Origin of the sequence: Streptomyces sp. NPDC046909 (genome assembly GCF_040644695.1) — a bacterium.
Lineage (GTDB): Bacteria > Actinomycetota > Actinomycetes > Streptomycetales > Streptomycetaceae > Streptomyces.
Window position 1 is genome coordinate 73,082 of the sequence record NZ_JBEYXC010000013.1, and the last position, 25,388, is coordinate 98,469.

The 25,388-nt window shown below is 70.7% G+C and carries 21 protein-coding genes; 13 read left to right on the top strand and 8 right to left on the bottom strand.

Annotated elements, in window-relative coordinates; all coding sequences use genetic code 11:
- The first annotated feature begins 48 nt into the window (after positions 1 to 48).
- Both scy and ABZ928_RS35760 read left to right on the top strand, forming a co-directional pair.
- Positions 49 to 3,993, top strand: coding sequence for a polarized growth protein Scy (gene scy, locus ABZ928_RS35755; protein WP_361528125.1), 3,945 nt, complete (start codon positions 49 to 51; stop codon positions 3,991 to 3,993).
- Between the two features lie 183 nt (positions 3,994 to 4,176).
- Entirely contained in the window at positions 4,177 to 5,115 is a 939-nt protein-coding gene (locus tag ABZ928_RS35760; protein WP_361528127.1) for a cellulose-binding protein, read from the top strand.
- 32 nt (positions 5,116 to 5,147) lie between these two features.
- Here ABZ928_RS35760 and ABZ928_RS35765 read toward each other — a convergent pair whose 3' ends face one another.
- Positions 5,148 to 5,750 (bottom strand): TetR/AcrR family transcriptional regulator, encoded by a 603-nt coding sequence (locus ABZ928_RS35765; protein ID WP_361528129.1) that lies wholly within the window; start codon positions 5,748 to 5,750, stop codon positions 5,148 to 5,150.
- Between the two features lie 96 nt (positions 5,751 to 5,846).
- Between ABZ928_RS35765 and ABZ928_RS35770 the strand changes: the two genes are divergently transcribed.
- The 5 genes from ABZ928_RS35770 to ABZ928_RS35790 all read left to right on the top strand — a co-directional run bounded on the left by ABZ928_RS35770 (position 5,847) and on the right by ABZ928_RS35790 (position 11,379).
- Complete coding sequence (locus tag ABZ928_RS35770) at positions 5,847 to 7,148, top strand: MDR family MFS transporter (protein ID WP_361528131.1); 1,302 nt, start codon at positions 5,847 to 5,849, stop codon at positions 7,146 to 7,148.
- A gap of 204 nt (positions 7,149 to 7,352) precedes the next feature.
- The gene (locus ABZ928_RS35775; protein ID WP_361528133.1) at positions 7,353 to 8,315 is read left to right on the top strand and encodes an ABC transporter ATP-binding protein; all 963 of its coding nucleotides are present in this window, start codon (positions 7,353 to 7,355) and stop codon (positions 8,313 to 8,315) included.
- A gap of 2 nt (positions 8,316 to 8,317) precedes the next feature.
- Positions 8,318 to 9,088 carry an ABC transporter permease gene (locus ABZ928_RS35780; RefSeq protein ID WP_361528135.1) on the top strand — a complete coding sequence of 257 codons (771 nt, stop codon included), beginning with the start codon at positions 8,318 to 8,320 and terminating at the stop codon, positions 9,086 to 9,088.
- Positions 9,089 to 9,232: 144 nt separating this feature from the next.
- Entirely contained in the window at positions 9,233 to 10,504 is a 1,272-nt protein-coding gene (locus ABZ928_RS35785; protein ID WP_361528137.1) for an ABC transporter ATP-binding protein, read from the top strand.
- Positions 10,501 to 11,379, top strand: coding sequence for an ABC transporter permease (locus ABZ928_RS35790; protein ID WP_361528139.1), 879 nt, complete (start codon positions 10,501 to 10,503; stop codon positions 11,377 to 11,379). The genes ABZ928_RS35785 and ABZ928_RS35790 overlap by 4 nt, the downstream gene beginning before the upstream one ends.
- A gap of 24 nt (positions 11,380 to 11,403) precedes the next feature.
- Here ABZ928_RS35790 and ABZ928_RS35795 read toward each other — a convergent pair whose 3' ends face one another.
- Positions 11,404 to 11,733: an ATP/GTP-binding protein gene (locus ABZ928_RS35795; RefSeq protein WP_361528141.1), complete on the bottom strand. Its 330-nt coding sequence runs from the start codon at positions 11,731 to 11,733 to the stop codon at positions 11,404 to 11,406.
- Positions 11,734 to 11,957: 224 nt separating this feature from the next.
- Between ABZ928_RS35795 and ABZ928_RS35800 the strand changes: the two genes are divergently transcribed.
- Positions 11,958 to 12,986, top strand: a complete 1,029-nt coding sequence (locus ABZ928_RS35800; protein ID WP_361528143.1) for an LLM class flavin-dependent oxidoreductase — start codon at positions 11,958 to 11,960, stop codon at positions 12,984 to 12,986.
- 87 nt (positions 12,987 to 13,073) lie between these two features.
- On the opposite strand, the gene ABZ928_RS35805 is transcribed toward ABZ928_RS35800, so the two are convergent.
- Positions 13,074 to 13,466, bottom strand: a complete 393-nt coding sequence (locus tag ABZ928_RS35805; protein ID WP_361528145.1) for an SCO5389 family protein — start codon at positions 13,464 to 13,466, stop codon at positions 13,074 to 13,076.
- Between the two features lie 249 nt (positions 13,467 to 13,715).
- On the opposite strand from ABZ928_RS35805, the gene nucS reads away from it, so the two are divergent.
- Positions 13,716 to 14,399, top strand: a complete 684-nt coding sequence (gene nucS, locus ABZ928_RS35810; RefSeq protein ID WP_361528147.1) for an endonuclease NucS — start codon at positions 13,716 to 13,718, stop codon at positions 14,397 to 14,399.
- A 97-nt stretch (positions 14,400 to 14,496) separates the two neighbouring features.
- Here nucS and ABZ928_RS35815 read toward each other — a convergent pair whose 3' ends face one another.
- The 4 genes from ABZ928_RS35815 to ABZ928_RS35830 form a co-directional block, all read right to left on the bottom strand.
- Positions 14,497 to 17,034: an ATP-binding protein gene (locus ABZ928_RS35815; RefSeq protein ID WP_361528149.1), complete on the bottom strand. Its 2,538-nt coding sequence runs from the start codon at positions 17,032 to 17,034 to the stop codon at positions 14,497 to 14,499.
- Positions 17,035 to 17,289: 255 nt separating this feature from the next.
- The gene (locus tag ABZ928_RS35820; RefSeq protein WP_067029557.1) at positions 17,290 to 17,613 is read right to left on the bottom strand and encodes an STAS domain-containing protein; all 324 of its coding nucleotides are present in this window, start codon (positions 17,611 to 17,613) and stop codon (positions 17,290 to 17,292) included.
- A 186-nt stretch (positions 17,614 to 17,799) separates the two neighbouring features.
- Positions 17,800 to 18,648, bottom strand: a complete 849-nt coding sequence (locus tag ABZ928_RS35825) for a 3-hydroxyacyl-CoA dehydrogenase family protein (protein WP_361528151.1) — start codon at positions 18,646 to 18,648, stop codon at positions 17,800 to 17,802.
- 26 nt (positions 18,649 to 18,674) lie between these two features.
- Positions 18,675 to 20,198, bottom strand: a complete 1,524-nt coding sequence (locus ABZ928_RS35830; RefSeq protein WP_361528153.1) for a transposase — start codon at positions 20,196 to 20,198, stop codon at positions 18,675 to 18,677.
- 148 nt (positions 20,199 to 20,346) lie between these two features.
- Between ABZ928_RS35830 and ABZ928_RS35835 the strand changes: the two genes are divergently transcribed.
- A complete protein-coding gene (locus ABZ928_RS35835; RefSeq protein ID WP_361528155.1) occupies positions 20,347 to 20,919 on the top strand; it encodes a cob(I)yrinic acid a,c-diamide adenosyltransferase in 573 nt (190 codons plus the stop codon).
- On the opposite strand, the gene ABZ928_RS35840 is transcribed toward ABZ928_RS35835, so the two are convergent.
- On the bottom strand, positions 20,845 to 21,453 hold the full coding sequence (locus tag ABZ928_RS35840) for a hypothetical protein (protein ID WP_361528157.1): 609 nt from the start codon (positions 21,451 to 21,453) through the stop codon (positions 20,845 to 20,847). The genes ABZ928_RS35835 and ABZ928_RS35840 overlap by 75 nt on opposite strands.
- Positions 21,454 to 21,623: 170 nt before the next feature.
- Here ABZ928_RS35840 and ABZ928_RS35845 point away from each other — a divergent pair, with 170 nt between their 5' ends.
- The 3 genes from ABZ928_RS35845 to ABZ928_RS35855 all read left to right on the top strand — a co-directional run bounded on the left by ABZ928_RS35845 (position 21,624) and on the right by ABZ928_RS35855 (position 25,386).
- A complete protein-coding gene (locus ABZ928_RS35845; RefSeq protein ID WP_361528159.1) occupies positions 21,624 to 22,808 on the top strand; it encodes a histidine kinase in 1,185 nt (394 codons plus the stop codon).
- Positions 22,805 to 23,446: a response regulator transcription factor gene (locus tag ABZ928_RS35850; protein WP_361528161.1), complete on the top strand. Its 642-nt coding sequence runs from the start codon at positions 22,805 to 22,807 to the stop codon at positions 23,444 to 23,446. The genes ABZ928_RS35845 and ABZ928_RS35850 overlap by 4 nt, the downstream gene beginning before the upstream one ends.
- Positions 23,447 to 23,562: 116 nt before the next feature.
- Positions 23,563 to 25,386, top strand: a complete 1,824-nt coding sequence (locus ABZ928_RS35855; protein WP_361528163.1) for a glycoside hydrolase family 18 chitinase — start codon at positions 23,563 to 23,565, stop codon at positions 25,384 to 25,386.
- The last annotated feature ends 2 nt before the right edge of the window (positions 25,387 to 25,388 follow it).

The following is a 25,388-nucleotide window of genomic DNA, read 5'->3' on the forward strand; positions in this document are numbered from 1 at the left end:
GAGCTCGTTTGGCCAGACATGCGACCAGGGGACGGATGGGACCGCGCAGTGCGGGGCTACGAACGCCAGGAGCGAGAGCCGGCGGCTGACGTCGACCACCTCTCTCGGTTCGAGGCCGAGATGGATCGGCTGAAGACCGAGCGGGAGAAGGCGATCCAGCACGCCGAGGACCTCGGCTACCAGGTCGAGGTGCTGCGCGCCAAGCTGCACGAGGCGCGCCGCACCATCATGTCCCGGCCCGACTTCGCCGGCGGTGACATCGGCTATCAGGCCGAGCAGTTGCTGCGGAACGCGCAGATGCAGGCCGACCAGCTGCGCCAGGACGCCGAGCGCGAGCTCAGCCAGGCCCGCGCGCAGACCCAGCGGATCCTCCAGGAGCACGCCGAGAACGCGGCGCGCCTCCAGGCGGAGCTGCACCAGGAGGCGGTCACCCGCCGCCAGCAGCTGGACCAGGAGCTGGCCGAGCGCCGGCAGACCGTCGAGTCGCATGTCAACGAGAACGTGGCGTGGGCCGAGCAGCTGCGCGCCCGCAGCGAGCAGCAGGCCCGCCGGCTCCTGGAGGAGTCGCGCGCCGAGGCCGAGCAGGCCGCCGCGGCCGCCCGTGCCGAGGCCGAGCGGCTCACCAGCGAGGCCCGGCAGCGCCTTCAGTCCGAGGCCGAGGCGGCCCGCGCGGAGGCCGAGCAGCTGCTGCGCCGGGCCCGCACCGACGCCGAGCGGCTGCTGAACGCGGCGTCCACGCAGGCCCAGGAGGCCACCGACCACGCCGAGCAGCTGCGCAGCTCCACGGCGACCGAGTCGGACTCCGCCCGCCGTCAGGCGACCGAGCTGAGCCGTGCCGCCGAGGAGCGGATGGCGGAGGCCGAGGAGGCGCTGCGCAAGGCGCAGGCCGAGGCCGAGAAGCTGGTCACCGAGGCGAAAGCGACCGCCGAGAAGTCGCTCTCCAGCGCCGAGTCGGCGAACGAACAGCGCATGCGGACGGCCAAGGAGCAGGTCGCCCGGCTGGTCAACGAGGCCAACCAGGAGGCCGAGACCACCAAGGCGGCCGCCGAGGAAGTCGTCGCGGACGCGCGCGCGGAGGCCGAGAAGATCGTCGCCGAGGCCTCCGAGAAGGCCCGCACGATCACCGCCGAGGAGACCGCGTCCCAGCTGGGCAAGGCGGCCAAGACCGCCGAGGACGTCCTGAACAAGGCATCCGAGGAGGCCCGTAACACCACCAAGGCGGCCGCCGAGGAGGCCGAGCGGATCCGTTCCGAGGCCGAGGCCGAGGCGGACCGGCTGCGGGCCGAGGCGCATGACATCGCGGAGCAGCTCAAGGGCTCGGCGAAGGACGACACCAAGGAGTACCGGGCCAAGACGGTCGAGCTCCAGGAGGAGGCCCGCAGGCTGCGCGGCGAGGCCGAGCAGCTGCGCGCCGACGCGGTCGCCGAGGGCGAGAAGATCCGCGCGGAGGCCCGCAAGGAGGCCGTCCAGCAGATCGAGGAGGCCGCCAAGACCGCCGAGGAGCTGCTCGCCAAGGCCAAGCAGGACGCGGACGAGCTGCGCCAGACGGCCACCACGGACAGCGAGAAGGTCCGCACCGAGGCCATCGAGCGCGCCACGACGCTGCGCCGGCAAGCCGAGGAGACCCTGGAGCGCACCCGCGCGGAGGCCGAGCGGCACCGCGCGGAGATCGTCGAGCAGTCCGAGGGCATCAAGGCGGACGCCGAGCGGGCCGCCTTGGAGCTGCGCGAGGAGACCGAGCGGGCGATAGAGGCCCGTCGTGTCGAGGCCGCCGATGAGCTGACCCGCCTTCAGACGGAGGCCCAGGACCGTCTCGTCGCCGCCGAGCGGGCGCTCACGGAGGCCCGTGAGGAGGCCTCGCGGATCCGTCGTGAGGCCGCCGAGGAGACCGAGCGGCTGCGTTCCGAGGCCGCCGAGCGGATCCGCACCCTCCAGCAGCAGGCCGAGGCGGAGGCCGAGCGGCTGCGGGACGAGGCCGCGTCCGACGCGTCCGCGTCCCGCGCGGAGGGCGAGGCCATCGCCGTACGCCTGCGTTCGGCGGCGGCGGCCGAGGCCGAGCAGCTGAAGGCGGAGGCCCAGGACACCGCAGACCGGGTGCGCGCGGAGGCGCAGGCCGCCGCCGAGCGGCTGGCGACGGAGGCGTCCGAGACGCTGGCTGCCGCCCAGGAGGAGGCCGCCCGGCGCCGCCGTGAGGCGGAGGAGACCCTCGGTTCGGCGCGTCAGGAGGCCGACCAGGAGCGTGAGCGGGCCCGCGAGCAGAGCGATGAGCTGTTGGCCGCGGCGCGAGGCCGCGTGGAGGAGGCGCAGGCCGAGGCGCTGCGGCTGGTCGAGGAGGCCGACCGGCGCGCCACCGAGATGGTGTCGGCGGCCGAGCAGCACGCCCAGCAGGTACGGGACTCCGTGGCCGGGCTGCACGAGCAGGCCCAGGAGGAGATCACCGGGCTGCGCAGTGCCGCCGACCACGCGGCGGACCGCACCCGGCGCGAGGCCCAGGAGGAGGCCGACCGCGTCCGTGCGGACGCCTACTCCGAGCGGGAGCGGGCCACCGAGGACGCCAACCGCATCCGGCGTGAGGCGAACGAGGAGACCGAGGCCGCCAAGGCGCTGGCCGAGCGCACCGTCTCGGAGGCGATCGCGGAGTCCGAGCGGCTGCGCTCGGAGACCGCCGAGCACGCCCAGCGGGTGCGCACGGAGGCCTCGGACGCGCTCGCCGAGGCGGACGCGGCCGCGTCCCGGACCCGTGCGGACGCCCGTGAGGACGCCAACCGCATCCGTTCGGACGCCGCCACGCAGGCCGACACGCTCATCACCGAGGCCCGTAACGAGGCCGAGCGGCTCACCACCGAGACGATCACCGACACCGACCGGCTGCGCCAGGACACGGTCGCGGAGGCGGAGCGGCTGCGCCAGGACACGGTCGCGGAGGCGGAGCGGCTGCGTCTGGAGACCGCGGCCGAGGCCGAGCGGGTGCGCAACGAGGCGGTCGCCAAGGCCGAGAAGCTCATCGCGGACGCCACCGGGGACGCGGAGCGGCTGCGCGCCGAGGCCGCCGACACCGTCGGCTCCGCGCAGCACCACGCCGAGCGGATCCGCAGCGACTCCGAGCGTCTCAAGTCCGAGGCGGCGGCCGAGGCCGAGCGGCTCGTCAACACCGCGCGCGAGGAGGCCGAGCGCACCCTCGACGAGGCCCGCAAGGACGCCAACAAGCGGCGCCAGGACGTGGCCGAGCAGGTCGACACGCTCATCACGGAGACCACGGCCGAGGCCGACAAGCTGCTCACCGAGGCGCAGCAGCAGGCCCACAAGACCACCGCCGAGGCGGAGGCGCAGGCCGACACCATGGTGGGCGCGGCCCGCACGGAGGCCGACCGGCTGGTCGCGGAGGCGACGAACGAGGGCAACGCCCGGGTGGAGAAGGCCCGTACGGACGCGGACGAGCTGCTCGTCGGTGCCCGCCGGGACGCCACCGCCATAAGGGAGCGGGCCGAGGAGCTGCGCGACCGGATCACGTCCGAGATCGAGGAGCTGCACGAGCGGGCCCGCCGCGAGGCCGCCGAGACGATGAAGTCGACCGGCGATCGCTGCGACGCGCTCATCAAGGCGTCCGAGGAGCAGCTGGCGAAGGCTCAGGCCAAGGCGAAGGAGCTGGTCTCGGAGGCCAACTCCGAGGCGGGCAAGGTCCGGATCGCCGCCGTGAAGAAGGCCGAGGGGCTCCTGAAGGAGGCCGAGCAGAAGAAGTCGGCGCTCGTGCGGGAGGCCGAGGAGCTCAAGGCGGAGGCGATCCGCGAGGCCCGGCGCACGGTCGAGGAAGGAAAGCGCGAGCTGGAGATCCTGGTGCGGCGCCGTGAGGACATCAACGCCGAGATCTCCCGTGTCCAGGACGTCCTGGAGGCGTTGGAGTCCTTTGAGGCCCCAGCGGCGGGCAAGGACGGTGGCGTCAAGGCAGGCGTCTCGGTCGGCGCCCCTCGTTCGGGTAAGCCTTCGGACAGCTAACCGACAGGTTGAATTCCGGTGTCATCTGGGGCCTTTGACCAGGTTTTTGGCAAGCCGTCCAAGGGTTAGCCACTCAAAAGGGGTGTCATTCTCCAGATCAAACACGTATCCGCTCGATGACACACCGCTTCGGCCCCTAGGATTCCCCCTATCACCTCACCGGTCTCATTTGACAGGAACCCCATGAGCGACACTTCCCCCTACGGCTTCGAGCTTGTGCGGCGTGGGTACGACCGCGCTCAGGTGGACGAACGGATCTCCAAGCTCGTCTCCGACCGTGACAGCGCTCTCTCCCGCATCACCGCTCTGGAAAAGCGCATCGAGGAGCTCCACCTCGAAACGCAGAACGCCCAGGCTCAGGTCTCCGACGCCGAGCCGTCGTACGCGGGTCTCGGCGCGCGTGTCGAGAAGATCCTCCGCCTCGCCGAGGAGGAGGCCAAGGATCTGCGCGAGGAGGCCCGTCGGGCGGCCGAGCAGCACCGCGAGCTCGCCGAGTCGGCGGCCCAGCAGGTGCGCAACGACGCGGAGTCCTTCGCCGCGGAGCGCAAGGCCAAGGCCGAGGACGAGGGCGTCCGGATCGTCGAGAAGGCGAAGAGCGACTCCTCTCAGCTGCGTCAGGAGGCGCAGAAGGACGCGCAGCAGAAGCGCGAGGAGGCGGACGCCCTCTTCGAGGAGACCCGCGCCAAGGCCGCCCAGGCCGCCGCGGACTTCGAGACCAACCTGGCCAAGCGTCGCGAGCAGTCGGAGCGCGACCTGGCCTCGCGTCAGCAGAAGGCCGAGAAGCGCCTCGCGGAGATCGAGCACCGCGCGGAGCAGCTCCGCCTGGAGGCCGAGAAGCTGCGCACGGACGCCGAGCGCCGCGCCCGCCAGACGGTGGAGACGGCTCAGCGCCAGGCCGAGGACATCGTGGCCGACGCCAACGCCAAGGCCGACCGCATCCGTTCGGAATCCGAGCGCGAGCTGGCCGCCCTCACCAACCGCCGCGACAGCATCAACGCCCAGCTGACGAACGTGCGCGAGATGCTCGCCACGCTCACGGGCGCCGCGGTGGCCGCGGCCGGTTCGCCGGCCACGGACGACGAGCCGATCTCTCGTGGGGTTCCGGCTCAGCAGTCCCGGTAATCAGCAGTACCGCTGGTCAGTAGTACCGCTGGTCAGTAGCGCGTTCCAGAGGCCCGTACCGTCTCCCCCGAAGGTGCGGGCCTTTGGCGTGCCAGCGGCAGGAACACGTCGTCGACGATCCCTTCCAGGGTGGCTTCCGTGACCGGCTCCCGGCTCAGCAGGATCTCGTGCCGCAGCAGATCCGCGGGCAGGGTGAGGACCCGCGCGGGCAGTTCGGCCGTCTGGATCTCCCCCCGCGCGGCGGCCCGCTCCACGATCGTCCGCAGCACGCCCCGCATGATCCCGAAGAACGACGGATCCACGTCCCGCGCCTCCGCGAGCAGCCCGTGCAGCGTGTCCGGCCCGATCTCCCGCTGCCGCTCCGCGCCCGCCCGCAGCACTTCGAGTACGTCGTCCCGCAGCGCGCCCGTGTCCGGCACCCGGTCGGCGATGGACCCGGTGCGGTGCCGCATGGCGGCGATGACGAGTTCGGCCCGATTGCTCCAGCGCCGGTAGAGGACCTGCTTGCCGGTACGCGCGCGTGCGGCGACGCCCTCCATGGTCAGCCGGGCGTAGCCGACCGCCTGCAACTCCGCCCAGGCCGCGTCCAGCAGATCGGCCTCCAGGGCGGCACCGCGCCGCCGCGTGTTCTCCACGGACGCCTCCTCAAGACACCTTAAGAGACCTTGCGTCTCCTACCCGGGCAAGCCTATCGTCGACCTTAGAGACGGAACGTCTCTTAAGGAGTGCTCATGCCCTCAAGCGTGTACAAACTCGCCGGCATCCTCGTCCTCGGAGCCATGGCCCCGCTCCTGGACAGCACGATCGTCTCGATCGCGATCCACACCCTCGGCCACGACCTCGACGCCTCCACCACGGCGGTCCAGTGGGTCAGTACGGCGTACCTGCTGGCCCTCGCCGCCGTAGTCCCCGTCTCCGGCTGGGCCGTCGAGCGCTACGGCGCCCGGCGCGTGTGGCTGGGCTCGCTGAGCCTCTTCCTCACCGGGTCGATGCTGTGCGGGCTCGCGTGGAACATCGGCTCGCTGGTCGTCTTCCGGATCGTGCAGGGCGTCGGCGGCGGGATCATGCTGCCGGTCCTCCAGACCCTCGTGATGCGTGCAGCGGACGGCCGTAACCTCGGCCGCCTCATGGCCGTGATCACCCTGCCCGCACTGATCGGCCCGATCCTGGGCCCCGTGCTCGGCGGCCTGATCGTCGGCCACCTCAGCTGGCGCTGGATCTTCTACGTCAACCTGCCCCTGTGCCTGCTCGCCCTCGCCCTGGCTCGGCGAGGCATCCCCAGGGACGGCCCGGGCCCCGCCCACCGCCTCGACACGACCGGCCTGCTGCTTCTCTCCCCCGGCCTCGCGGCGCTCGTGTACGGCCTCTCGGAGGACGGCACCGTCCGGGCGACGGCGATCCCCCTGGGCGCCCTGCTCGTCGCCCTCTTCACCGCCCACGCCCTCCGCTCCCCCGCCCCCCTCGTCGACCTCCGCCTCTTCCAGGACCGCGCCTTCGCCGTCTCCTCGACGCTGATGTTCCTGGGCGGCCTCGCCCTGTACGGCGGGATGTTCCTGCTGCCCCTCTACTACCAGCAGGCGCGCGGCGAGAGCGTGGTCGCCGCCGGCCTGCTCCTGGCACCCCAGGGCCTCGGCAGCCTGCTCGCGCGCGTGACGGGCCCGCTCACCGACCGCGTCGGCCCCCGCCCGGTCGTCCTCGGCGGGATGCTGCTCTCGGCCCTCGGCACCCTCCCCTTCGCCCTCCCGCACCCCGCGCCCGCCCTCCTCCCCGCCGCCCTGGCCGTCCGCGGCCTCGGCATGAGCGCCGCCAACCTCGCCGTGAACGTCGGCGCCTACCAGGGCCTGAGCCCCGACCGCATCCCGCACGGCAGCACCACCGTCCGGATCGTGCAGCAGCTCGGCGGCTCCTTCGGCACCGCGGTCCTGGCCGCCGTACTCGCCCGGGGCGGTTTCCCGTCCGCCTTCCGCTGGTCGACGGCCTTCACCATGCTCGCCGCACTCGCCGCACTCGCCCTGCCCGCCCACAACACATGAGCACCGCCCACCTCCCCAGCAACGTCCGCGCCCACCAGAGCCTCACCCCCGACCACACGCGCCGTCCTGGCCGCCGTACTCGCCCAAGACGGCTTCCCGGACGCCTTCCGCTGGTCGACGGCTTTCACCGTTCTTGCCGCTCTCGTCGGGCTCTGTTTGCCCGCACGAGTGGCAGCCGCAAAGACCCCGTCTTAGCGTGGCCGCATGATCGAGCTCGAGGGCCTGACGAAGCGGTACGGCGAGAAAGTCGCGGTGAACAACCTGACCTTCACCGTCAGACCGGGCATCGTCACGGGCTTCCTCGGACCCAACGGCGCCGGCAAGTCGACGACGATGCGGATGATGCTCGGGCTCGACCGGCCGACCGCCGGTGACGTGCGGATCGACGGACAGCACTACGACCGTCTGAAGGACCCCCTCAAGTACATCGGCGCCCTCCTGGACGCCAAGGCCATGCACGGCGGCCGCAGCGCCTTCAACCACCTCCTCTGTCTCGCGCAGAGCAACGGCATTCCCCGGAAGCGGGTCGACGAGGTCCTCGACACCGTCGGACTGACCTCCGTGGCGAAGAAGAAGGCCAAGGGGTTCTCGCTCGGCATGGGACAGCGGCTCGGCATCGCGGGCGCGCTGCTCGGGGATCCGCGGATCCTGATGTTCGACGAGCCGGTCAACGGGCTCGACCCCGAGGGCATCCACTGGATCCGCAATCTGATGAAATCGCTGGCCGCCCAGGGCCGTACCGTCTTCGTCTCCTCCCACCTCATGAGCGAGATGGCGCTGACCGCCGACCACCTCGTCGTCATCGGACAGGGGCGGCTGCTCGCCGACACCTCCATGGCCGAGTTCATCGAGCAGAACTCACGGTCGTACGTCCGGATCCGCTCGCCCCAGCGCGAGCGGCTGCTCGATGTGCTGCACGGGGCCGGGATCACGGTCGTGGAGACCGGGAACGGCTCGCTGGAGGTCGACGGCGGCAAACCCGAGCACATCGGGGAGCTGGCCGCACAGCACCAGATCGTGCTGCACGAGCTGAGCCCGCAGCAGGCCTCCCTTGAGGAGGCGTTCATGCAGCTGACCGCGGAGTCGGTCGAATACCACGCACACGCCGACACACCCGTCGCCGCCGCGCCTCCGCAGCAGTGGGGCGACGGCTGGAAGGGGAACTGACCATGGCGGCGATCCAGGTCGTACGGTCCGAGTGGACCAAGATCCGGTCGGTGGCCTCCACGGTGTGGACGCTCTCCCTGGCCGTGGTCGTCACCATCGGGCTCGGGATCCTGATCTCGGCCCTGTCGAAGAACGAGTTCGACAAGATGAGCCGCAAGGACCAGCTCTCCTTCGACCCCACCTTCATCAGCTTCGCCGGGATGAGCCTCGGTCAGCTCGCGATGATCGTGTTCGGGGTGCTCGTGGTGTCGAACGAGTACAGCACCGGCATGATCCGCACCTCGCTGGCCGCCGTGCCGCAGCGCGGCACCTTCCTGTTCAGCAAGATCGCGGTGGCGACCGGGCTCTGCCTCGCCGTCGGCCTGGCCACCAGCTTCGTCACCTTCTTCCTCGGGCAGGCGATGCTCGGCGACCACCGCGCGGAGATCGGCGACCCGGGCGTGCTGCGGGCGGTCATCGGCGGCGGGCTCTACATGACCCTCATCGCCGTGTTCTCGATGGGCGTCGCCGTGATGCTGCGCTCGCCGATGCTGTCGCTGGGCATCCTGATGCCGTTCTTCTTCCTGATCTCCAACATCCTCGGCAATGTCTCCGCGACGAAGAAGATCGGCCGGTATCTGCCCGACCAGGCCGGCAGCAAGATCATGCAGGTGGTCACGCCGATCGACGACGACACCCCGTACGGGCCGTGGGGCGGGCTCGCCATCATGGTGCTCTGGGTCGTCCTGGCGCTCGCCGGCGGTTACACCCTGCTGAAGAAGCGCGACGCCTGAGGCTTTTCTGCTGGGGGTCCGGGGGTTATCCCCCGGGAAGATGCAGCGCTCGCTCTTGAGTGGAACCGTCAGCGCCCCGATAAGCTCCTAACCCTTACGGGGGCGTGCGCCCTGCTGTCCTGAACCTTTCGATGGGTGCGGAGCATGATCGAGGCAGTCGGCCTGACCAAGCAGTATGGCGACAAGACCGCTGTGTACAACCTTTCCTTCCAGGTGCGGCCCGGTGCCGTCACCGGCTTCCTGGGCCCCAACGGCTCGGGCAAGTCGACGACGATGCGGATGATCCTCGGCCTGGACAACCCCACCTCGGGGCAGGTGACGATCGGCGGCTACCCGTACCGCAAGCTGCCCAACGCCCCCCGCCAGGTGGGCGCGCTCCTCGACGCCAAGGCCGTGCACGGCGGCCGGCACGCCCGTAACCACCTCCTCTGCCTGGCCCAGCTGTCCGGCATCCCGGCCCGCCGGGTCGACGAGGTGCTCGGTGTGGTCGGCCTCCAGGACGTGGCGCGAAAGCGCTCCAAGGGCTTCTCCCTCGGCATGGGCCAGCGCCTCGGCATCGCCGCCGCGCTGCTCGGCGACCCCCAGGTCCTCCTCTTCGACGAGCCGGTCAACGGCCTCGACCCCGAGGGCATCCTCTGGGTGCGGAACCTGATGAAGTCGCTGGCCGCCGAGGGCCGTACGGTCTTCGTCTCCTCGCACCTCATGAGCGAGATGGCGCTGACCGCCGACCACCTGATCGTGATCGGCCGCGGACAGCTCCTCGCCGACATGGGCGTGCAGGACTTCATCGCCGCGAACTCCGCCGGCTTCGCGCGCGTGCGCACCCCCGACACCGACCTGGAGCTGCGCGAGAAGCTGACGTCCGCGCTGACGGAGGCGGGCGGCCACGTCCTCCCGGAGCAGGACGGCGCGCTGCGGGTCACGGGCCTGCCCCTCCCCCGCATCAGCGACATCGCCCACGACACCGACGTACGCCTGTGGGAGCTCTCCCCGCACCAGGCTTCCCTGGAAGAGGCGTACATGCGGATGACCCAGGGCGCCGTCGACTACCGCTCGACGATCGACCAGAAGGCGGGCCTCCAGCAGCCCCTCCCGCCCGGCGCCCAGCCCCCGATGCCGGTACCGGGCCAGGGCCAGCCGGGCTGGTACGCCCCTCCGCCCCCGCAGCAGGGCGGCCAGCCGTTCGCAGCGCCCGCAGGGGCGTACGGCGCCGGGCAGCCCCCGGCAGGCCCGTACGGCGCCCCGGCCGCCCCGGGAGCCGGCAACCCGAACCCGTACGCCCAGGGCGCGCCTCAGGCGCCTCAGGCGCCGCAGGGACAACCTCCGGCCGCCGCTCCCGCCGCCCCCGCGCCGTCGGCCCCGCCCGCCGCAGGCGCCCCCGCCGCCGACCTGACGAAGCCCGAGGACGCCCGATGAGCACCCCCCAGCCCCCGATGCCGCAGGCCGCCGCGCCCAACTGGCAGGCGGCGCCCGCCCCGTCGTACCCCTCGTACACCTCGCCGATCCCCGTGGTGCGGACGCATCTCGGGCATGCGCTCGCCTCGGAGTGGACGAAGATCCGGTCGGTGCGCTCGACGATGTGGACGTTGGGCGTGTTCGTGCTGCTCGTGGTCGGGATCGGGCTGCTCGCCGCCGCGGTGGTGTCCAGCAGCGCGGGCGAGACCGATCTGTCCGGTGAGAACCCGCTGTCGTTCGGCTTCTTCGGGCTGCTGCTCGGCACGATGTGCATCATCACGCTCGGCGTGCTGACCACCGCCTCCGAGTACAGCACCGGCATGATCCGCACCACGATGACCGCGTGCCCGAGCCGTGGCCGGGTGCTGGCCGCGAAGGCCATCGTGTTCTTCCTGGTCGCCTTCGTCGTGACGTTCGCGTCGGTCCTGCTGGTCGCCCTCGCCGACGTGGCCCTCCTCGACAGCACCGGCGTCAAGGACCCGTCCGGCAGCGAGTGGCTCAAGGGCACCTTCGGCATCTCGCTCTACATCGCGCTGCTCGGCCTGCTCTCGCTGATCGTCGGCTCGATCATCCGGCACTCGGCGGGCGCGATCACCATCATGATCGGCCTGGTGCTGGCCCCGCTGGTCATCGCGCTGTTCATGTTCTCGTCCTCGCTGGAGGACCTGCGCACGGCCCTGTTCGAGTACTCCATCCCGAACCAGCTGAGCGTCTTCTACTCCAACTCGCTCACCGAGACCGGCCCGTCCGGCTGGGACCCGCTGTGGATCATCACGGGGGTGACGGCCGCGGCTTTCGCGGGCGCGTTCGCCCTGCTGAACCAGCGGGACGTATGAACCAGCGAGACGTATAGAGCGCGCTCAGAATCTCGGCGCGTTACGGGACCGCTGCACCCGCGAGGTGCGGCGGTCCTTCGCGTTCCAGCACGCCTTGTGCCAGTGCCGGCGCTCGTCGACCCCCGAGTGGTCCGGCCAGGCCACCACATGCGGGACCCCGTCCGGGATCAGCTGGTCGCAGCCCGGGCAGCGGTACGACTTGCCCTGCGAACTCGCCCCCGCCACATGCCGGACGTTCCACTCCTCGCCCTGCCAGCTCTCCGTGGACTGGAAGCCCCCGTAGCGGCCGGAGCGGTCGTCCCCGCCCGGGCCTGACGGGTCGGCTCCCTTGGGACGGTTGCGACGCGGGGACACGGAACACCTCACGGGGCTATACAGGAAGCACGGGCCGTGTCCAGCCTACGCGGCGCGAACCGGGGTACGCGTAGGGGACCAACCCCCACAAGTGCCCCGTCACTCGGATCGATTCTGAAGACAATCCGAGTATCTCCGCGCCAAGCCGTGTCCTCGGCACGTGTCAGACGGTTATGCCGGGTGGGGGAGCTCCGCGTCGGAGCCAAGGAAGCAGGAAAAGCACTATGCGCGTTGGAAGTTTCGTGTTGGCGGCCCAGTTCCCGGGGCAGGGCCAGGGGGAGGCGCTGCACCGCGCGGTCCGCTCCGCCGAGGTCGCCGAGGAAGCCGGTCTCGACTCGGTCTGGCTGGCCGAGCACCACTTCGTGCCGTACGGCACCTGCCCGTCGGCCATCACCCTGGCCGCGTTACTGCTCGGCCGCACCCACCGGCTGAGGGTCGGCACAGCGGTGAGCGTGCTGCCCACCGTCCACCCGGTGCACCTCGGCGAACAGGCCGCGCTGCTGCACATCACCTCCGGCGGACGGTTCTCGCTGGGCGTGGGACGCGGCGGCCCCTGGGTCGACCTGGAGGTCTTCGGCTCGGGTCTGGAGGCGTACGAGAAGGGGTTCCCGGAATCACTCGATCTGCTGGTGCGCTGGCTGCGCGAACCCTCCGTCGGGGCCTCCGGCGAGCACTTCAACTTCCGTGAAGTGCCCGTCGTACCGCGCCCGTCGGAGTCGCTGTCGGAGGCGCCGGGCCCGGAGGTCGTCGTCGCCTGCACCTCCCCGGCGAGTGTCCGGCTGGCCGCCGAGCGCGGGCTGCCGATGCTCCTGGGGATGCATGTGGGGGACGAGGAGAAGGCCGAGATGGTCTCTCTTTGGCGCAACCACGCGCGCGCTGCGGGCCGTTCACCGGAGGAGATCCAGGGCGCGGCCCATGTCTCCGCCGGGGTCTGCCAGATCGCGGACCGGCGCACCGACGCGGTCGAGACCCTGGTGAAGGCGATGCCGGGCTGGCTGCGGCAGGGCCTGGAGGCCCATGTCACGGTCGACGGCCGCCATCGCTCGATGCGCGACCCGGTGGCGTACACCGAACTGCTCTGCGGACTGCACCCGGTGGGCACCCCGCGGCTCTGCGCCGACCGGCTCGCGGCGACCAGCGAGCGCACCGGAATCTCCCGCTTCGCCCTGCTCATGGAGGGCTCGGGAGATCTCGCGGCGACCGAGGAGAACGTACGGCGGCTGGGCGCCGAGGTGCTCCCCCACCTCGGCTGACCATGCGTACCGCACCCGACGTGCCTGCCGCCCCGGTACTTTGATGCACCTCCCGCGTACGGAGCGGCAAGCATGCGGCCCGCTGACTCAGCAGTCCCGGAACTCCGGTGACTGGTTGAGCAGCTGGCTACGGACGGAGGTGAAACGGGCCAGCGTCTCGTCCACCGAGGCGTCCAGCGGGAACACCGCCACTCGGTGGCAGTTCTGGAAGGCCAGTCGCACTCCGAAGTGCCGTTGCAGCGCGCCGCGTATCGCGTCACTCGCAAGCGCACGCAGCAGCTGACCGCGTGCCCGCTCGTCCGGCGGAGGCGTCTGGTTGTCGGCGAACGCACCGCCGTCGACCTTCAGCTGGGCCACCAGGGAGCTGATCATCTCCCATGCGTAGGGCAGGGAGGTCCGGACGCAGTCGACGAATTCCGCTTCGTCGACCTCGCCTCGCTCGGCCTTCTCGAGTAGGGCCGGTGAGACGTCGAGCGACATGGGTTCTCCTCTCGCACCCCCGAACAGGCATTCAGGGGTTGCCGGACAGGTAAGGGAGTTCGCGAATTCGAACACGCTGAGTGCACGCACCGCGACCTCCCGGTTACTACGGTAAGCAACGGACGGTGACGGCACCAGGAGAATGCGTACATACAGCGCCCTGGTTGGGCCCACAATCGGCCACAAACGAACATCGCGTTTCTGGGGCGAATCGCGTGGACCCACGCCCGTCGAGTAGCGTTGCCGACCATGCGTCTCGTCATCGCCCGGTGCTCCGTCGACTACGCGGGCCGGCTCACCGCCCACCTCCCGTCCGCGCCCCGTCTCATCCTCGTGAAGGCGGACGGCAGTGTGTCGATCCACGCGGACGACCGGGCCTACAAGCCCCTGAACTGGATGTCGCCGCCCTGCACGTTGAAGGAGGAATCGGGGGACTTTCCCGAGGGTGCCGTCGGCCTCTGGACCGTCGTCAACAAGGGCGGCGAGAAGCTGATCATCACGATGGAGGAGATCCTCCACGACTCCTCGCACGAACTGGGCGTGGATCCCGGCCTGATCAAGGACGGCGTGGAAGCACACCTTCAGGAGCTCCTCGCCGACCGCATCGAAACCCTCGGCGACGGCTACACGTTGATCCGCCGCGAGTACATGACCGCCATCGGCCCCGTCGACATCCTCTGCCGGGACTCCGAGGGCCAGACCGTCGCGGTCGAAATCAAGCGGCGCGGCGAGATCGACGGTGTGGAGCAACTCACCCGCTATCTGGAGCTGTTGAACCGCGACCCCCATCTCGCCCCGGTCCGCGGCATCTTCGCGGCCCAGGAGATCAAGCCCCAGGCCCGCGTCCTCGCCACCGACCGCGGCATCGGCTGCACGGTCCTCGACTACGACGCGCTGCGCGGCATCGAGGACGACAAGCTGCGCCTGTTCTGACGGGTTCCCCGCTCCCGGGGTTCTTCTTCTACGACGACGAGGGCCGGGTCCTGTTTCCAGGACCCGGCCCTCTCTGTGCTGTGCTGCCGTACCGGCGTCAGATCACCGCGTTCGACGCCGAGCCCGAGGCGCTGGGCGTACCCGCCGAACTGCTCTCCGGGGCGCTGGCCGAGGTACTGGCCGGTGCGCTGGAGGAGGCGGGGCCGCTCGCGGAGTCGGAGGTGGACGGCTCCGACGGCGAGCTCGTCGGAGTCTCGGACGGGTCCGCCGACGGGGAGGCCTCGGACTCGCTCGGCGTCGGGTCCGGCGACGCCGAAGACGACGGAGACGACGGACTGGACGACGGCGGCTTCGACGTGGGCGACTTGGTCGGCGAGCTGGACGAGCCTCCGCCGGTCCCCTTCGTCCCACTCGGGTCGTCCGAAGGCTCCGCCGTGTCCGTAGGCGTCGGGTCGTCGGACGTGCCGTAGGTGCCGTCGGGGCCCGGGTCGGTCGGCCGGCTGGTGGCTTCGCCGGTGTCGCCGGAGCCGTCGTCGTTCTTCGGGACGTCGGCGCCCAGGCTGCCGTCGTCCGCGCCCTGGCTGGCCGACGGGTTGACGCCGACCTTGGTGGACGGGTCGTCGCCGTCCTGGTTGGACGTGGCGCCGAGGGTCACGACCGTGCCGAGCACGGCGGCGAGCAGGGCGCCCGCGCCGGCCGCGACGAGGTTGCGGCGGGCGAGGCCCTTGAGGCCGCCCCGGGCCTTGCGGTTGGGGGCGGAGGACGCCGGGACCCGGTTGGTGACGAGGGTCGAGTGGTCGAGCGGCGACTGGAGCGGCGGGAAGCCGGCGAGTGCGGTCGGCACACCTCCGGGCGGCGACTGCGACTCCTCATGACGGGCGTCGGGCACTTCCTCGCCCGCCGTGGCGGATATCCCGAGCGGCGTGCCGGAGCGGTCGGAGACCAGCGCGAGCGCCCGGCGTCCGGCGACCGTGCCGCGCTTGTCGGCGAGAGCCCCGCGCAGCCCGAGGGCGGCCTCCAGCTCGGCGCGGGCCTGGTCCAGCTGCCCGGAGCAGAGCGCGAGGACGCCCAACTCATGGAGGAAGTAGGCCTGTTCGGCGACCTCGCCGGAGACCCGGGAGGCCTCGGCGCCGAACCGCAGGGTCCGCTCCCAGGCGCTCCAGTGCAGTCCCGCGGCGAACGCGGGCGCCGCGGTGCGGGCCAGCTGGACGCTGACGCTCTCCTCCCCGTCGACGGGCGGGACGGCGGCCGGCACCAGGACGGCGAGGGCCGCGAGCACGGCGTCCGCCTCGGCGCACACGCGCTCGGGGGTGACCGAGGGGTGCCCGGTCCACCAGGCGTAGTGCTGGGCGGCGGCCAGGGCCTTGGCCTCGATGTCCTCGCCGTATCCGGCGGCCGCGAGCTGGGCCTGGACGCCGGCGGCGAGCCGGTAGCGGGAGCCGACCGGGGAGACCAGGGCGCAGCCGAGGAGTTCACCGAGGGCGGCGTCCGCGTGGGTGTCGCCGACGAGGGCGGGCAGATGCGCCTGGTGCGGCACCTCGCCGCCGAGCGCCACGGCGAACCGCAGCGCGGCGCGCGCCGAGTCGCTGAGCCGGGTGGCGAGCAGGGCGGCGGGCGCGGCTCCCTCGGCGATCGAGGGCAGCGGGACGTCGTGTCCGTCGCCGGCGTCGAAGGGGGCGTCGACCTGGGCTTCCTGGAAGACCCCGAACTCGTCGAAGGCGTCCGCGCTGGCCCGCAGTTCGTCGCGCTGCCGCAGCAGGGCGCCGGCCTGGACGAACCGCAGCGGCAGGCCCTCGGACTCGAACCAGAGGTCGCCGGCCCAGTTGGACTCCTCCTCGGTGAGGACCCGGCCGACCCCGCGCTCCAGGAGCTCGACGCCGCCGGCCCGGTCCAGGCCGCTGAGGAAGACCTCCTCCAGGGCCGAGTCGGCGGACGGGGCGGGCACGTCCGGCGTCGCGGCGACGAGGAAGGCGCACTCGGGGGTGGCATCGAGGAACTCGTCGAGCGCGGCGCCGCCGAACTCGATGTCGTCCAGGACGACGACCGCGCCGATCTCGCGGACGTACCCGAGCAGCTCGTCCCGGTCGGGCCGGTGCAGGGGGGCGCCGAAGACGGCGTAGAAGAGGTCGTAGAGCAGGTCGTCGGGGGTGCGGTGGAAGCCGCTGAGCCGGACCACGCCGTCGGGGGCGAGGTCCGAGCAGTCCTCGGCGACGAGGTCGAGCAGGCTGGTGCGGCCGGAGCCGGCGGGACCGGTGAGCCGTACGGAACGACCGCGGGCGAGCAGCCGTACCAGCCGTTCGCGTTCCTCCTGGCGGGCCAGGAGGTGGAGTCTGGGCCGGTTGAGACCGGCCGGTACGGGCGGCCTGGCCGCGCGCTCGGCCTCGGCGCGTTCGGCGGCGCTGAGCTTCTGGGGCCGCGAGGGCCTCTCGCCCGGCGGGCAGGCCTCTATCTCGCTGCCGTCGACGGGGTTGACGGTGAGCAGGTAGTCGCCGGACACCAGCTGCACCGTGCGGGCCAGGGCGGGCGTGCTCTGGCCGAAGTCGGGTGTGAGGGGGTCCCTGGGCGGGCGCTGGCGCGGCGCTGTGCCGTCACCGTCATGGCCGTACTCCTCGGGTCCCCGGTTGTTCGGGTCCATAGGTTCAAGCCCCCCAAAAGCGTCGTGTGCCGAGCCCCTCCCGGCCTTGCTGCACACCGCGCTGTCGCTTCTGGTCCGGGCCCGCTCATTCAGGGATGTTCACTCAGCGGGCGACCGAACCCTAAACCTTCGCACAGTATCTACGACAGCCCGGGGTACCGCGCCGTCCGAGACGTCACAGTCTCGTGAGGATTGTGCGCGACCTGCGTTTCACAGAGGCCGCACCCGGCCCTCACACCGCGTCCACACAAGGGTTCACACCCGGGGAAGTGACTCCACCCCGATACCGCCCTCGATCGCCAGGATCCGGTGCAGCCGGGTGGCCACCAGCAGGCGCTGCATCTGCGGCGGTACGTCGCGCAGCACCAGGCGTCGGCCACAGCGGCCCGCCCTGCGATGGGCCCCCATGATCACCCCGAGTCCGGTGGCGTCCCAGGAGTCGAGCTCGGACAGGTCCAGCACGAGATCGCCGACTCCGTCGTCGACGGCCGTGTGCAGGACCGTACGGGCGTCCGCCGCGCTGCGGACGTCGAGGCGGCCCCCGACGACCAGCTCGGCGTGGTCGCCCCTGATGAACATATGCGCTCCCCGTGGTGCGTCTCGTGCTCCGCGAATGTGATGTCCGGTGACGCAACCTCTGACTGCCCGAGGCGGTCAGAGGTTGCCGTCTGTAAGCGAACCGATACCGAATTCACCCCTGGGTGTGAGACTCCAGGGACGTGTGCGGTTTCGGTGCTTGGTCTTGGTGCCTGATGGTGCTGATGCTCAGTGCTTGTAGAAGCCCTGCCCGCTCTTGCGCCCGATGTCACCGGCGTCAACCATCCGGCGCATCAGCTCCGGAGGGGCGAACTTCTCGTCCTGGGTCTCGGTGTAGATGTTGCTGGTGGCGTGCAGCAGGATGTCGACGCCGGTGAGGTCGGCGGTGGCGAGCGGGCCCATGGCGTGCCCGAACCCGAGCTTGCAGGCGAGGTCGATGTCCTCGGCCGTCGCCACGCCGGACTCGTAGAGCTTGGTGGCCTCGACGACGAGGGCGGAGATGAGCCGGGTGGTCACGAACCCGGCCACGTCCCGGTTGACGACGATGCAGGTCTTGCCGACGGACTCGGCGAACTCCCGTGCGGTGGCGAGGCTTTCGTCGCTCGTCTTGTAACCGCGGACCAGCTCGACGAGCTGCATCATCGGCACCGGCGAGAAGAAGTGCACACCGACGACCCGCTCGGGGTGCTCGGTGGCCGCCGCGATCTTGGTGATCGGGATGGCGGAGGTGTTGGAGGCGAGGACGGTGTCCTCTCGCACGATCTTGTCGAGCGCGCGGAAGATCTCGTGCTTCACTTCCAGCTTCTCGAAGACCGCCTCGACGACAATGTCGGCGTCCGCAGCGGCGTCCAGATCGGTGGTCGCGGTGATCCGGCCGAGGGCGGCGTCGGCGTCGTGCGCCTCCAGCTTGCCCTTGCTGACGAACTTGTCGTACGAGGCCTTGATGCCGTCGGTGCCACGCCGGAGAGCCTCGTCGGTGACGTCCCGCAGGACGACGTCCCAGCCCGCCTGCGCGGAGACCTGGGCGATCCCGGAACCCATCAAGCCGGCGCCGATGACGGCTAGCTTCCGTGCCACTGTCGCGACTCCCCTTTTGGTACGCCTTACCCGCTGTTTACGTATCCCTCTTCGGCGGACCTTAGCGGGAGTGAGGTGCTGTGTGACCGGTTAGTAATGCGCGTCACGTCTGCTTCCCGTGTGTGCTTCGTCGCTGCTGCACGGACGGGTGAATTCGCGCTGCGCCCTGTTGAGCTTGTTCGCTCTCCGCAAGTGCTGGAGTCCTGGACCGGCAGTCTGGTCCGGTGGCGATCGGTCCGTTCCTGGATGAGCTGCCGCACCCTCATATGTGGGGTGTACAGGGTGATGTCGGTGTCACCGTCTCGTTCCAGGACGTTGATCGCTGCCGCGTGGTCTGCCTGCCACACCGCCCCGCACCGGGTGCAGTGAAGCCGGTCCCCTTTGCGCGTGCCGAGGATCCGACAGCAGGGGGCGACTTGTGAGGTGTAGGCCGCGTTGACCAGCGACAGCGCAGAACCTCTGCGCTCCGACAAGCTGTTGAGCGCCTCGGCCGTGACGCCCTTGGTCCAGGCGGCGAGGCGGCGGTTGGTGTCCTTGCCCAGCTTCTTCCTCGTCGGGATGGTTCGCGTGAGGTCCTCAGCCACCACATGGTTCGCCATGTCGAGCACGGCGTGAACAGCGGTGAAGGTCACCGTGCGGACTCTGGCCTCGAAGGCGCGGCGTCGGCGGTTGCGTTTGGTGGTGCCGAGGTTGTTTCGAATGATCCGGTCGGCCTTCGCTGAATCACCGGCTGCACGAGCCTTCTCGGCAATGGCCTGAATCTTGGCTCGGCGAGCGTTCTTGGTCTTGAGGAAGTCCGACTCCACCTGCAGCAGGCCACCGAGTTCCTGGCCGTGGTGGTTGCCTTCGGAGTCCGTGAGGACTTCCGAGTACCCCTTGTCGACACCTACCTTGGCGGTCCCGCAAAGCCGCTGGCTGGACTTCAGGGAGCGTCCGTCGATCTGATAGTGCACTTCCACCCGGCCATCGCGCAGGATCAGTCGCAGCGTTCCCGTGGGGGCGACCGTTGTGTTCAACGGGATGACGATCTGCTGTCGCCGTACCAGCGAGGGCACAGCAAGCCAGACATCACCGCCCTCGGCCAAGGTGAACGTGCGGTACAGGTCGGAGCGGACCACAATCTGATTCGCTGTCCGGTTGCGGCCGTGCTTCCAGTGCTTGCGCATCAAGCGCGAGAGGTACGGATCGTCCATCCATTGATCGCACTTGAGCACAGTAAAGAGGCGTTTCCGCTCGCCCTGGTCACTAGTGCGACGCCAGATTGCCTGCCGGACCGAGACTTTGGCAGCCTCACGGTTCGCCTTGACATCGGCAACCGCGTCCCTCAGCGTCTCCTTCCAAGCGTTCGCCAGCACCCCGAAGGTGTCCGCGGTACCGTCCTTCATCCACTGATCCCGAATGCCCCGGTCGCCGACACCGACACCGGCCAGCGCCCCGTACTTCCGCCACACCAGGGACCGCACCTGCCCAAGACGGCGGGCCTGCTCGGCAAGCTGCTCGTACTTCTGGGCGTTCAGGTTCTTGCTGTACGCGATGCGCGTGACCTTCACCAGCCGCCTCCCCTGTTGCCCCCGAAGCTCCGTCACCGCATGCAACGATGAGCCACGCCAAAGGTCACCCGTTCGCCACACGAACTCTCATTCCCACTCCATGACGAACGGATGTTCCGGTGTCTCTGGTGGCGTCTACGCTGACCTCATGGTCAATCTGACACGCATCTACACCAGGACCGGCGACCAGGGCACCACCGCCCTCGGCGACATGAGCCGGGTCGCCAAGACCGACCTGCGGATCTCCGCGTACGCCGACGCCAACGAGGCGAACGCGACGATCGGCACGGCGATCGCGCTGGGCGGGCTGGACGAGGAGGTCGTCAAGGTCCTCACCCGTGTCCAGAACGACCTCTTCGACGTGGGCGCGGACCTGTCCACGCCGGTCGTGGAGAACCCGGAGTTCCCGCCCCTGCGGGTCGAGCAGTTCTACGTCGACAAGCTGGAGGCGGACTGCGACCGCTTCAACGAGCGCCTGGAGAAGCTCCGGTCCTTCATCCTGCCGGGCGGGACGCCTGGTGCCGCGCTCCTGCATCAGGCCTGCACGGTCGTGCGGCGTGCGGAGCGGTCGACATGGACCGCGCTGGAGGTCCACGGAGAGGTCATGAACCCGCTGACGGCGACCTATCTGAACCGGCTCTCGGACCTACTGTTCATCCTCGCGCGCACCGCCAACAAGGACGTCGGGGACGTGCTCTGGGTCCCGGGCGGGGAGCGCTGAGGCCGGTTCCCTCTTGGGCCAGAGGGTGTACGACAGGGCGATCAGGCCGTAGACGCCGACCGCCCGCAGCGCCACCCACTGGAACGAGCGCAGTGAGCTGACATCGCCGGAGTCCCCGACGTACCAGACGGCGAGCTGGAGGAGCCCGGCCGCCACCGCGCCCCCGTACACGGCCCGCAGCCACAGCTTCGCCTCGTGGGCGGCGCGGGCCCGGCCGTACCGCGGAGGCTTCGGCGGCCGCGGGCCCCCGGCCAGCCGATGCGCGGCGTGGCCGTCCAGCCAGCGGATCGTGTAGTGGCCGTACGCGACGGTGTAACCGATGTAGAGCGCCGCCAGCCCGTGCTCCCAGCTCGGTTCGGCGCCGTTCTTGAGGTCGATCGCCGTCACGGCGAACAGGACCAGCTCCAGCACCGGCTCGCACAAGAGCAGCGCCACACTGGTCCGGCGCCGCTTCAGCAGGTACCGGACGGCCAGGCCCAGGGCCAGCAGCACCCAGAAGCCCACTTCACAGGCGATGACCAACGTGACGACCACGACTCGCTCCTCACCGGGGATGCGGGGGATTCACCCGCCCTTCCAGGCTCCCGTCGGCAACGGCCCCTCTCGTCGTCGGCGGTGACGAACTCGCGGTACATCGAAAGATGCAGTCCAGGACCCGTCCTGGGCATCAGGCGGAGCGCCCGGCTCGCGTGTTGGATGGGGTCATGGCCGTACGACTCCCCCGCCCGCACCGGTTCGACGTGTACGTCGCGGCCGGCGGGCTGCTCGGCGGTCTGCTGCTCGTGCTCCTCGGCCTCGGCACGCGGCGGTCCGACGACCCGATCACCCTCTTCGACGGCCCCTGGCCGGTGCTGCTGCCGCTCACCGTGCTGGCCGGCTGCGAGCTGCTGCGCCGCAGCGCACCGCGCGCGGCCCTGCTGACCGGCACGGTCGCGATCTGCGCGGACCTGGTGACCCAGGGCAGCCTGGCGTCGGTGCTGATGTTCACCGACCTCGTCTACGCCGCCGTCCTGTACGGCCCGCTCGCCTCGGCCCGCCGCATCCAGTGGATCACCGGCCTGCTCACGGTGGTCGCGACGCTGGTGCCGTTCGCGGTGTGGCGGGTGCCGGAGGCGCTGCTGATCGGGGTGGTCGTCGGGGTCGTGGCGTACGGGCCCGCCGCCACCGGCTGGATCGTCCGCAACCACCGTGACGCCGCCGAGGCCGCCCGGCTGCGCGCCGAACAGACCGCGCTGCTCGCCGAGATGGACCGCGCCCAGGCCGTCACCGCCGAACGCGCCCGGATGGCGCGGGAGTTGCACGACATGGTCGCCAACCACCTCTCCGCGATCGCCATCCACTCCACGGCCGCCCTGTCGATCGACGACCCCTCGACCTCCCGCGAGGCCCTCGCGGTCATCCGCGAGAACAGCGTCGAGGGACTCACCGAGATGCGCCGCCTCATCGGCATCCTGCGCGACACCGGCGGCGACACCGAACCGGCCGCCGCGCCCACCCTCGACAGCCTGGACACCCTGGTCGAGGGCGCCCGCGCCAACGGCCTCGACGTCCACCTGGACACCGCGCACGGTACGGCGGTCGCGGCGGCCCCCGCCCCCGTCGAACTGGCCGCCTACCGGATCGTCCAGGAGTCCCTGACCAACGCGCTCAAGCACGCCTGCCCCGGCCGTGTCACCGTCACCCTCGCCCGCCGCGACGGCTCGCTCGACGTGCTCGTGACCAGCCCGTACGGCCACCGGGACGGCCCGCGCGCCCCCGGTTCCGGTGCCGGTCTGGTCGGGATGCGGGAGCGGGTCGCGCTGCTGGGCGGCACATTCGAGGCGGGCCCCGAGGGCGACTCGTGGACCGTACGGGCCCTGCTCCCGCTGACCGAAGGAGACGCCGCATGATCCGCGTGCTGGTGGCGGAGGACCAGTCCGCCGTACGCGCCGGGCTCGTCCTCATCCTGCGCAGCGCACCCGACATCGAGGTGGCCGGTGAGGCCGCCGACGGGGAGCAGGCGGTGGCGCTGGCCCGGGAGCTGAGGCCGGACCTGGTCCTCATGGACATCCAGATGCCACGCCTGGACGGGGTGTCGGCGACCCGGCAGGTCACCGAGGAAGGGCTCGCGGACGTCCTCGTGCTGACCACCTTCGACCTCGACGAGTACGTGTTCGGGGCGCTGCGGGCGGGGGCGGCGGGTTTCCTGCTGAAGAACACCGAGGCGAAGGCGCTCATCGACGCGGTGCGTACGGTCGCCCGCGGCGAGGGGATCGTCGCGCCGGCCGTCACCCGCCGTCTGATCTCGGAGTTCGCCGCCAAGCCCGTACGGCGGCCGGGCGTCGATCCAGCGGTCCTCGACGCTCTCACCCGGCGTGAACGCGAGGTGCTGTCCTGCCTGGGCGAAGGCCTGTCCAACGCGGACATCGCGAGCCGCCTCGACATGGCGGAGGCGACGGTGAAAACGCACGTCAGCCGACTGCTCGGGAAGCTGGAGCTGCGCAGCCGCGTACAAGCCGCCGTGCTCGCCCAGGAGTTGGGGATCTAAGCGGTCGCATACAAGAGTGGTCCAGACCTATTGACCTGTGGTCCAGACCTTTCTATTCTCGCCGCACCGTGGCGTGAAGGCTCAGTCACGCCCCTACACCCCCAAGGAGGCGCGGCATGCGCTTCAGACACAGAGTCGCGGCAGGGATCGCGACCCTGATGCTCCCGTTCGCCGGCCTCGTCGGCCTCGCGAGCCCCGCCGAGGCGGCGACGTCCGCGACCGCGACCTACACCAAGACCCAGGACTGGGGCACCGGTTTCGAGGCCAAGTGGACGGTCACCAACACCGGTACCACCAGCCTCAGTTCCTGGACCGTGGAGTGGGACTTCCCCTCCGGCACCTCGGTCACCTCCGCGTGGGACGCCGACGTCACCTCCTCCGGCACCCACTGGACCGCCAAGAACAAGTCCTGGAACGGCACCCTCGCCGCCGGCGCCTCCGTCTCCTTCGGCTTCAACGGCACCGGCTCCGGCTCCCCCTCCAACTGCCTCCTCAACAGCGGCAGCTGTGACGGCGGCACCACGAACCCGACCGACAGCGCGCCGAGCGCCCCCGGCACCCCGACCGCCTCCGGCGTCACCAACACCTCGGTGACCCTGTCCTGGAGCGCGGCCACCGACGACAAGGGCATCAAGAACTACGACGTGCTGCGCAACGGCACCAAGGTCGCGACCGTGACCTCGACGTCGTACACGGACACGGGTCTGACCGCCGGCACCTCCTACTCGTACACGGTCCAGGCCCGCGACACCGCCGACCAGACCGGCCCGGCCAGCGGCGCGGTCTCCGTGACCACCACGGGCGGCACCACCGACCCGGGCACCGGCAGCAAGGTCAAGCTCGGCTACTTCACCGAGTGGGGCGTCTACGGTCGCAACTACCACGTGAAGAACCTGGTGACCTCGGGCTCCGCCGCGAAGATCACCCACATCAACTACGCGTTCGGCAACGTCAAGGACGGCAAGTGCGTCGTCGACGACACCTACGCCGCCTACGACAAGGCCTACACCGCCGACCAGTCCGTCTCCGGCGTCGCCGACACCTGGGACCAGCCGCTGCGCGGCAACTTCAACCAGCTGCGCGAGCTGAAGGCCAAGTACCCGAACATCAAGGTGCTGTACTCCTTCGGCGGCTGGACCTACTCCGGCGGCTTCGCCCAGGCCGCCGCCAACCCGGCCGCGTTCGCCGCCAGTTGCAAGTCCGTCATCGAGGACCCGCGCTGGGCGGACGTCTTCGACGGCATCGACATCGACTGGGAGTACCCCAACGCCTGCGGTCTGACCTGTGACACCTCCGGTGCGGCGGCCTTCAAGAACCTGATGTCCGCGCTGCGTTCGGAGTTCGGCAGCGACTACCTCGTCACCGCCGCGATCACCGCCGACGCCTCGGACGGCGGCAAGATCGACGCGGCCGACTACGGCGGCGCCTCGGCCTACGTCAACTGGTACAACGTGATGACGTACGACTACTTCGGCGCCTGGGACAAGACCGGCCCCACGGCCCCGCACTCCCCGCTCACCTCGTACTCCGGCATCCCGAAGGCCGGCTTCAACTCGGCCGACGCGATCGCCAAGCTGAAGGCGAAGGGCGTGGCATCGAGCAAGCTGCTCCTCGGCATCGGCTTCTACGGCCGCGGCTGGACCGGCGTCACCCAGGCGGCTCCCGGCGGTACGGCGACGGGCCCGGCGACCGGCACCTACGAGGCGGGCATCGAGGACTACAAGGTCCTCAAGACGTCCTGCCCCGCCACCGGCACCGTCGGCGGCACGGCGTACGCCTTCTGCGGCAGCAACTGGTGGTCGTACGACACCCCCGCCACCATCGGCACCAAGATGACCTGGGCCAAGAACCAGGGTCTGGGCGGGGCGTTCTTCTGGGAGTTCAGCGGTGACAGCTCCAACGGCGAGCTGGTCAGCGCGATCAACAGCGGACTCAGCTAGCG

Bases quoted from the DNA above. Each gene is read 5' to 3' on its own strand.
- ABZ928_RS35760 (WP_361528127.1), top strand. From the start codon at position 4,177: ATGAGCGACACTTCCCCCTACGGCTTCGAGCTTGTGCGGCGTGGGTAC.
- ABZ928_RS35770 (WP_361528131.1), top strand. From the start codon at position 5,847: ATGCCCTCAAGCGTGTACAAACTCGCCGGCATCCTCGTCCTCGGAGCC.
- ABZ928_RS35775 (WP_361528133.1), top strand. From the start codon at position 7,353: ATGATCGAGCTCGAGGGCCTGACGAAGCGGTACGGCGAGAAAGTCGCG.
- ABZ928_RS35780 (WP_361528135.1), top strand. From the start codon at position 8,318: ATGGCGGCGATCCAGGTCGTACGGTCCGAGTGGACCAAGATCCGGTCG.
- ABZ928_RS35785 (WP_361528137.1), top strand. From the start codon at position 9,233: ATGATCGAGGCAGTCGGCCTGACCAAGCAGTATGGCGACAAGACCGCT.
- ABZ928_RS35790 (WP_361528139.1), top strand. From the start codon at position 10,501: ATGAGCACCCCCCAGCCCCCGATGCCGCAGGCCGCCGCGCCCAACTGG.
- ABZ928_RS35800 (WP_361528143.1), top strand. From the start codon at position 11,958: ATGCGCGTTGGAAGTTTCGTGTTGGCGGCCCAGTTCCCGGGGCAGGGC.
- ABZ928_RS35805 (WP_361528145.1), bottom strand. From the start codon at position 13,466: ATGTCGCTCGACGTCTCACCGGCCCTACTCGAGAAGGCCGAGCGAGGC.
- nucS (WP_361528147.1), top strand. From the start codon at position 13,716: ATGCGTCTCGTCATCGCCCGGTGCTCCGTCGACTACGCGGGCCGGCTC.
- ABZ928_RS35815 (WP_361528149.1), bottom strand. From the start codon at position 17,034: ATGGACCCGAACAACCGGGGACCCGAGGAGTACGGCCATGACGGTGAC.
- ABZ928_RS35820 (WP_067029557.1), bottom strand. From the start codon at position 17,613: ATGTTCATCAGGGGCGACCACGCCGAGCTGGTCGTCGGGGGCCGCCTC.
- ABZ928_RS35835 (WP_361528155.1), top strand. From the start codon at position 20,347: ATGGTCAATCTGACACGCATCTACACCAGGACCGGCGACCAGGGCACC.
- ABZ928_RS35845 (WP_361528159.1), top strand. From the start codon at position 21,624: ATGGCCGTACGACTCCCCCGCCCGCACCGGTTCGACGTGTACGTCGCG.
- ABZ928_RS35850 (WP_361528161.1), top strand. From the start codon at position 22,805: ATGATCCGCGTGCTGGTGGCGGAGGACCAGTCCGCCGTACGCGCCGGG.
- ABZ928_RS35855 (WP_361528163.1), top strand. From the start codon at position 23,563: ATGCGCTTCAGACACAGAGTCGCGGCAGGGATCGCGACCCTGATGCTC.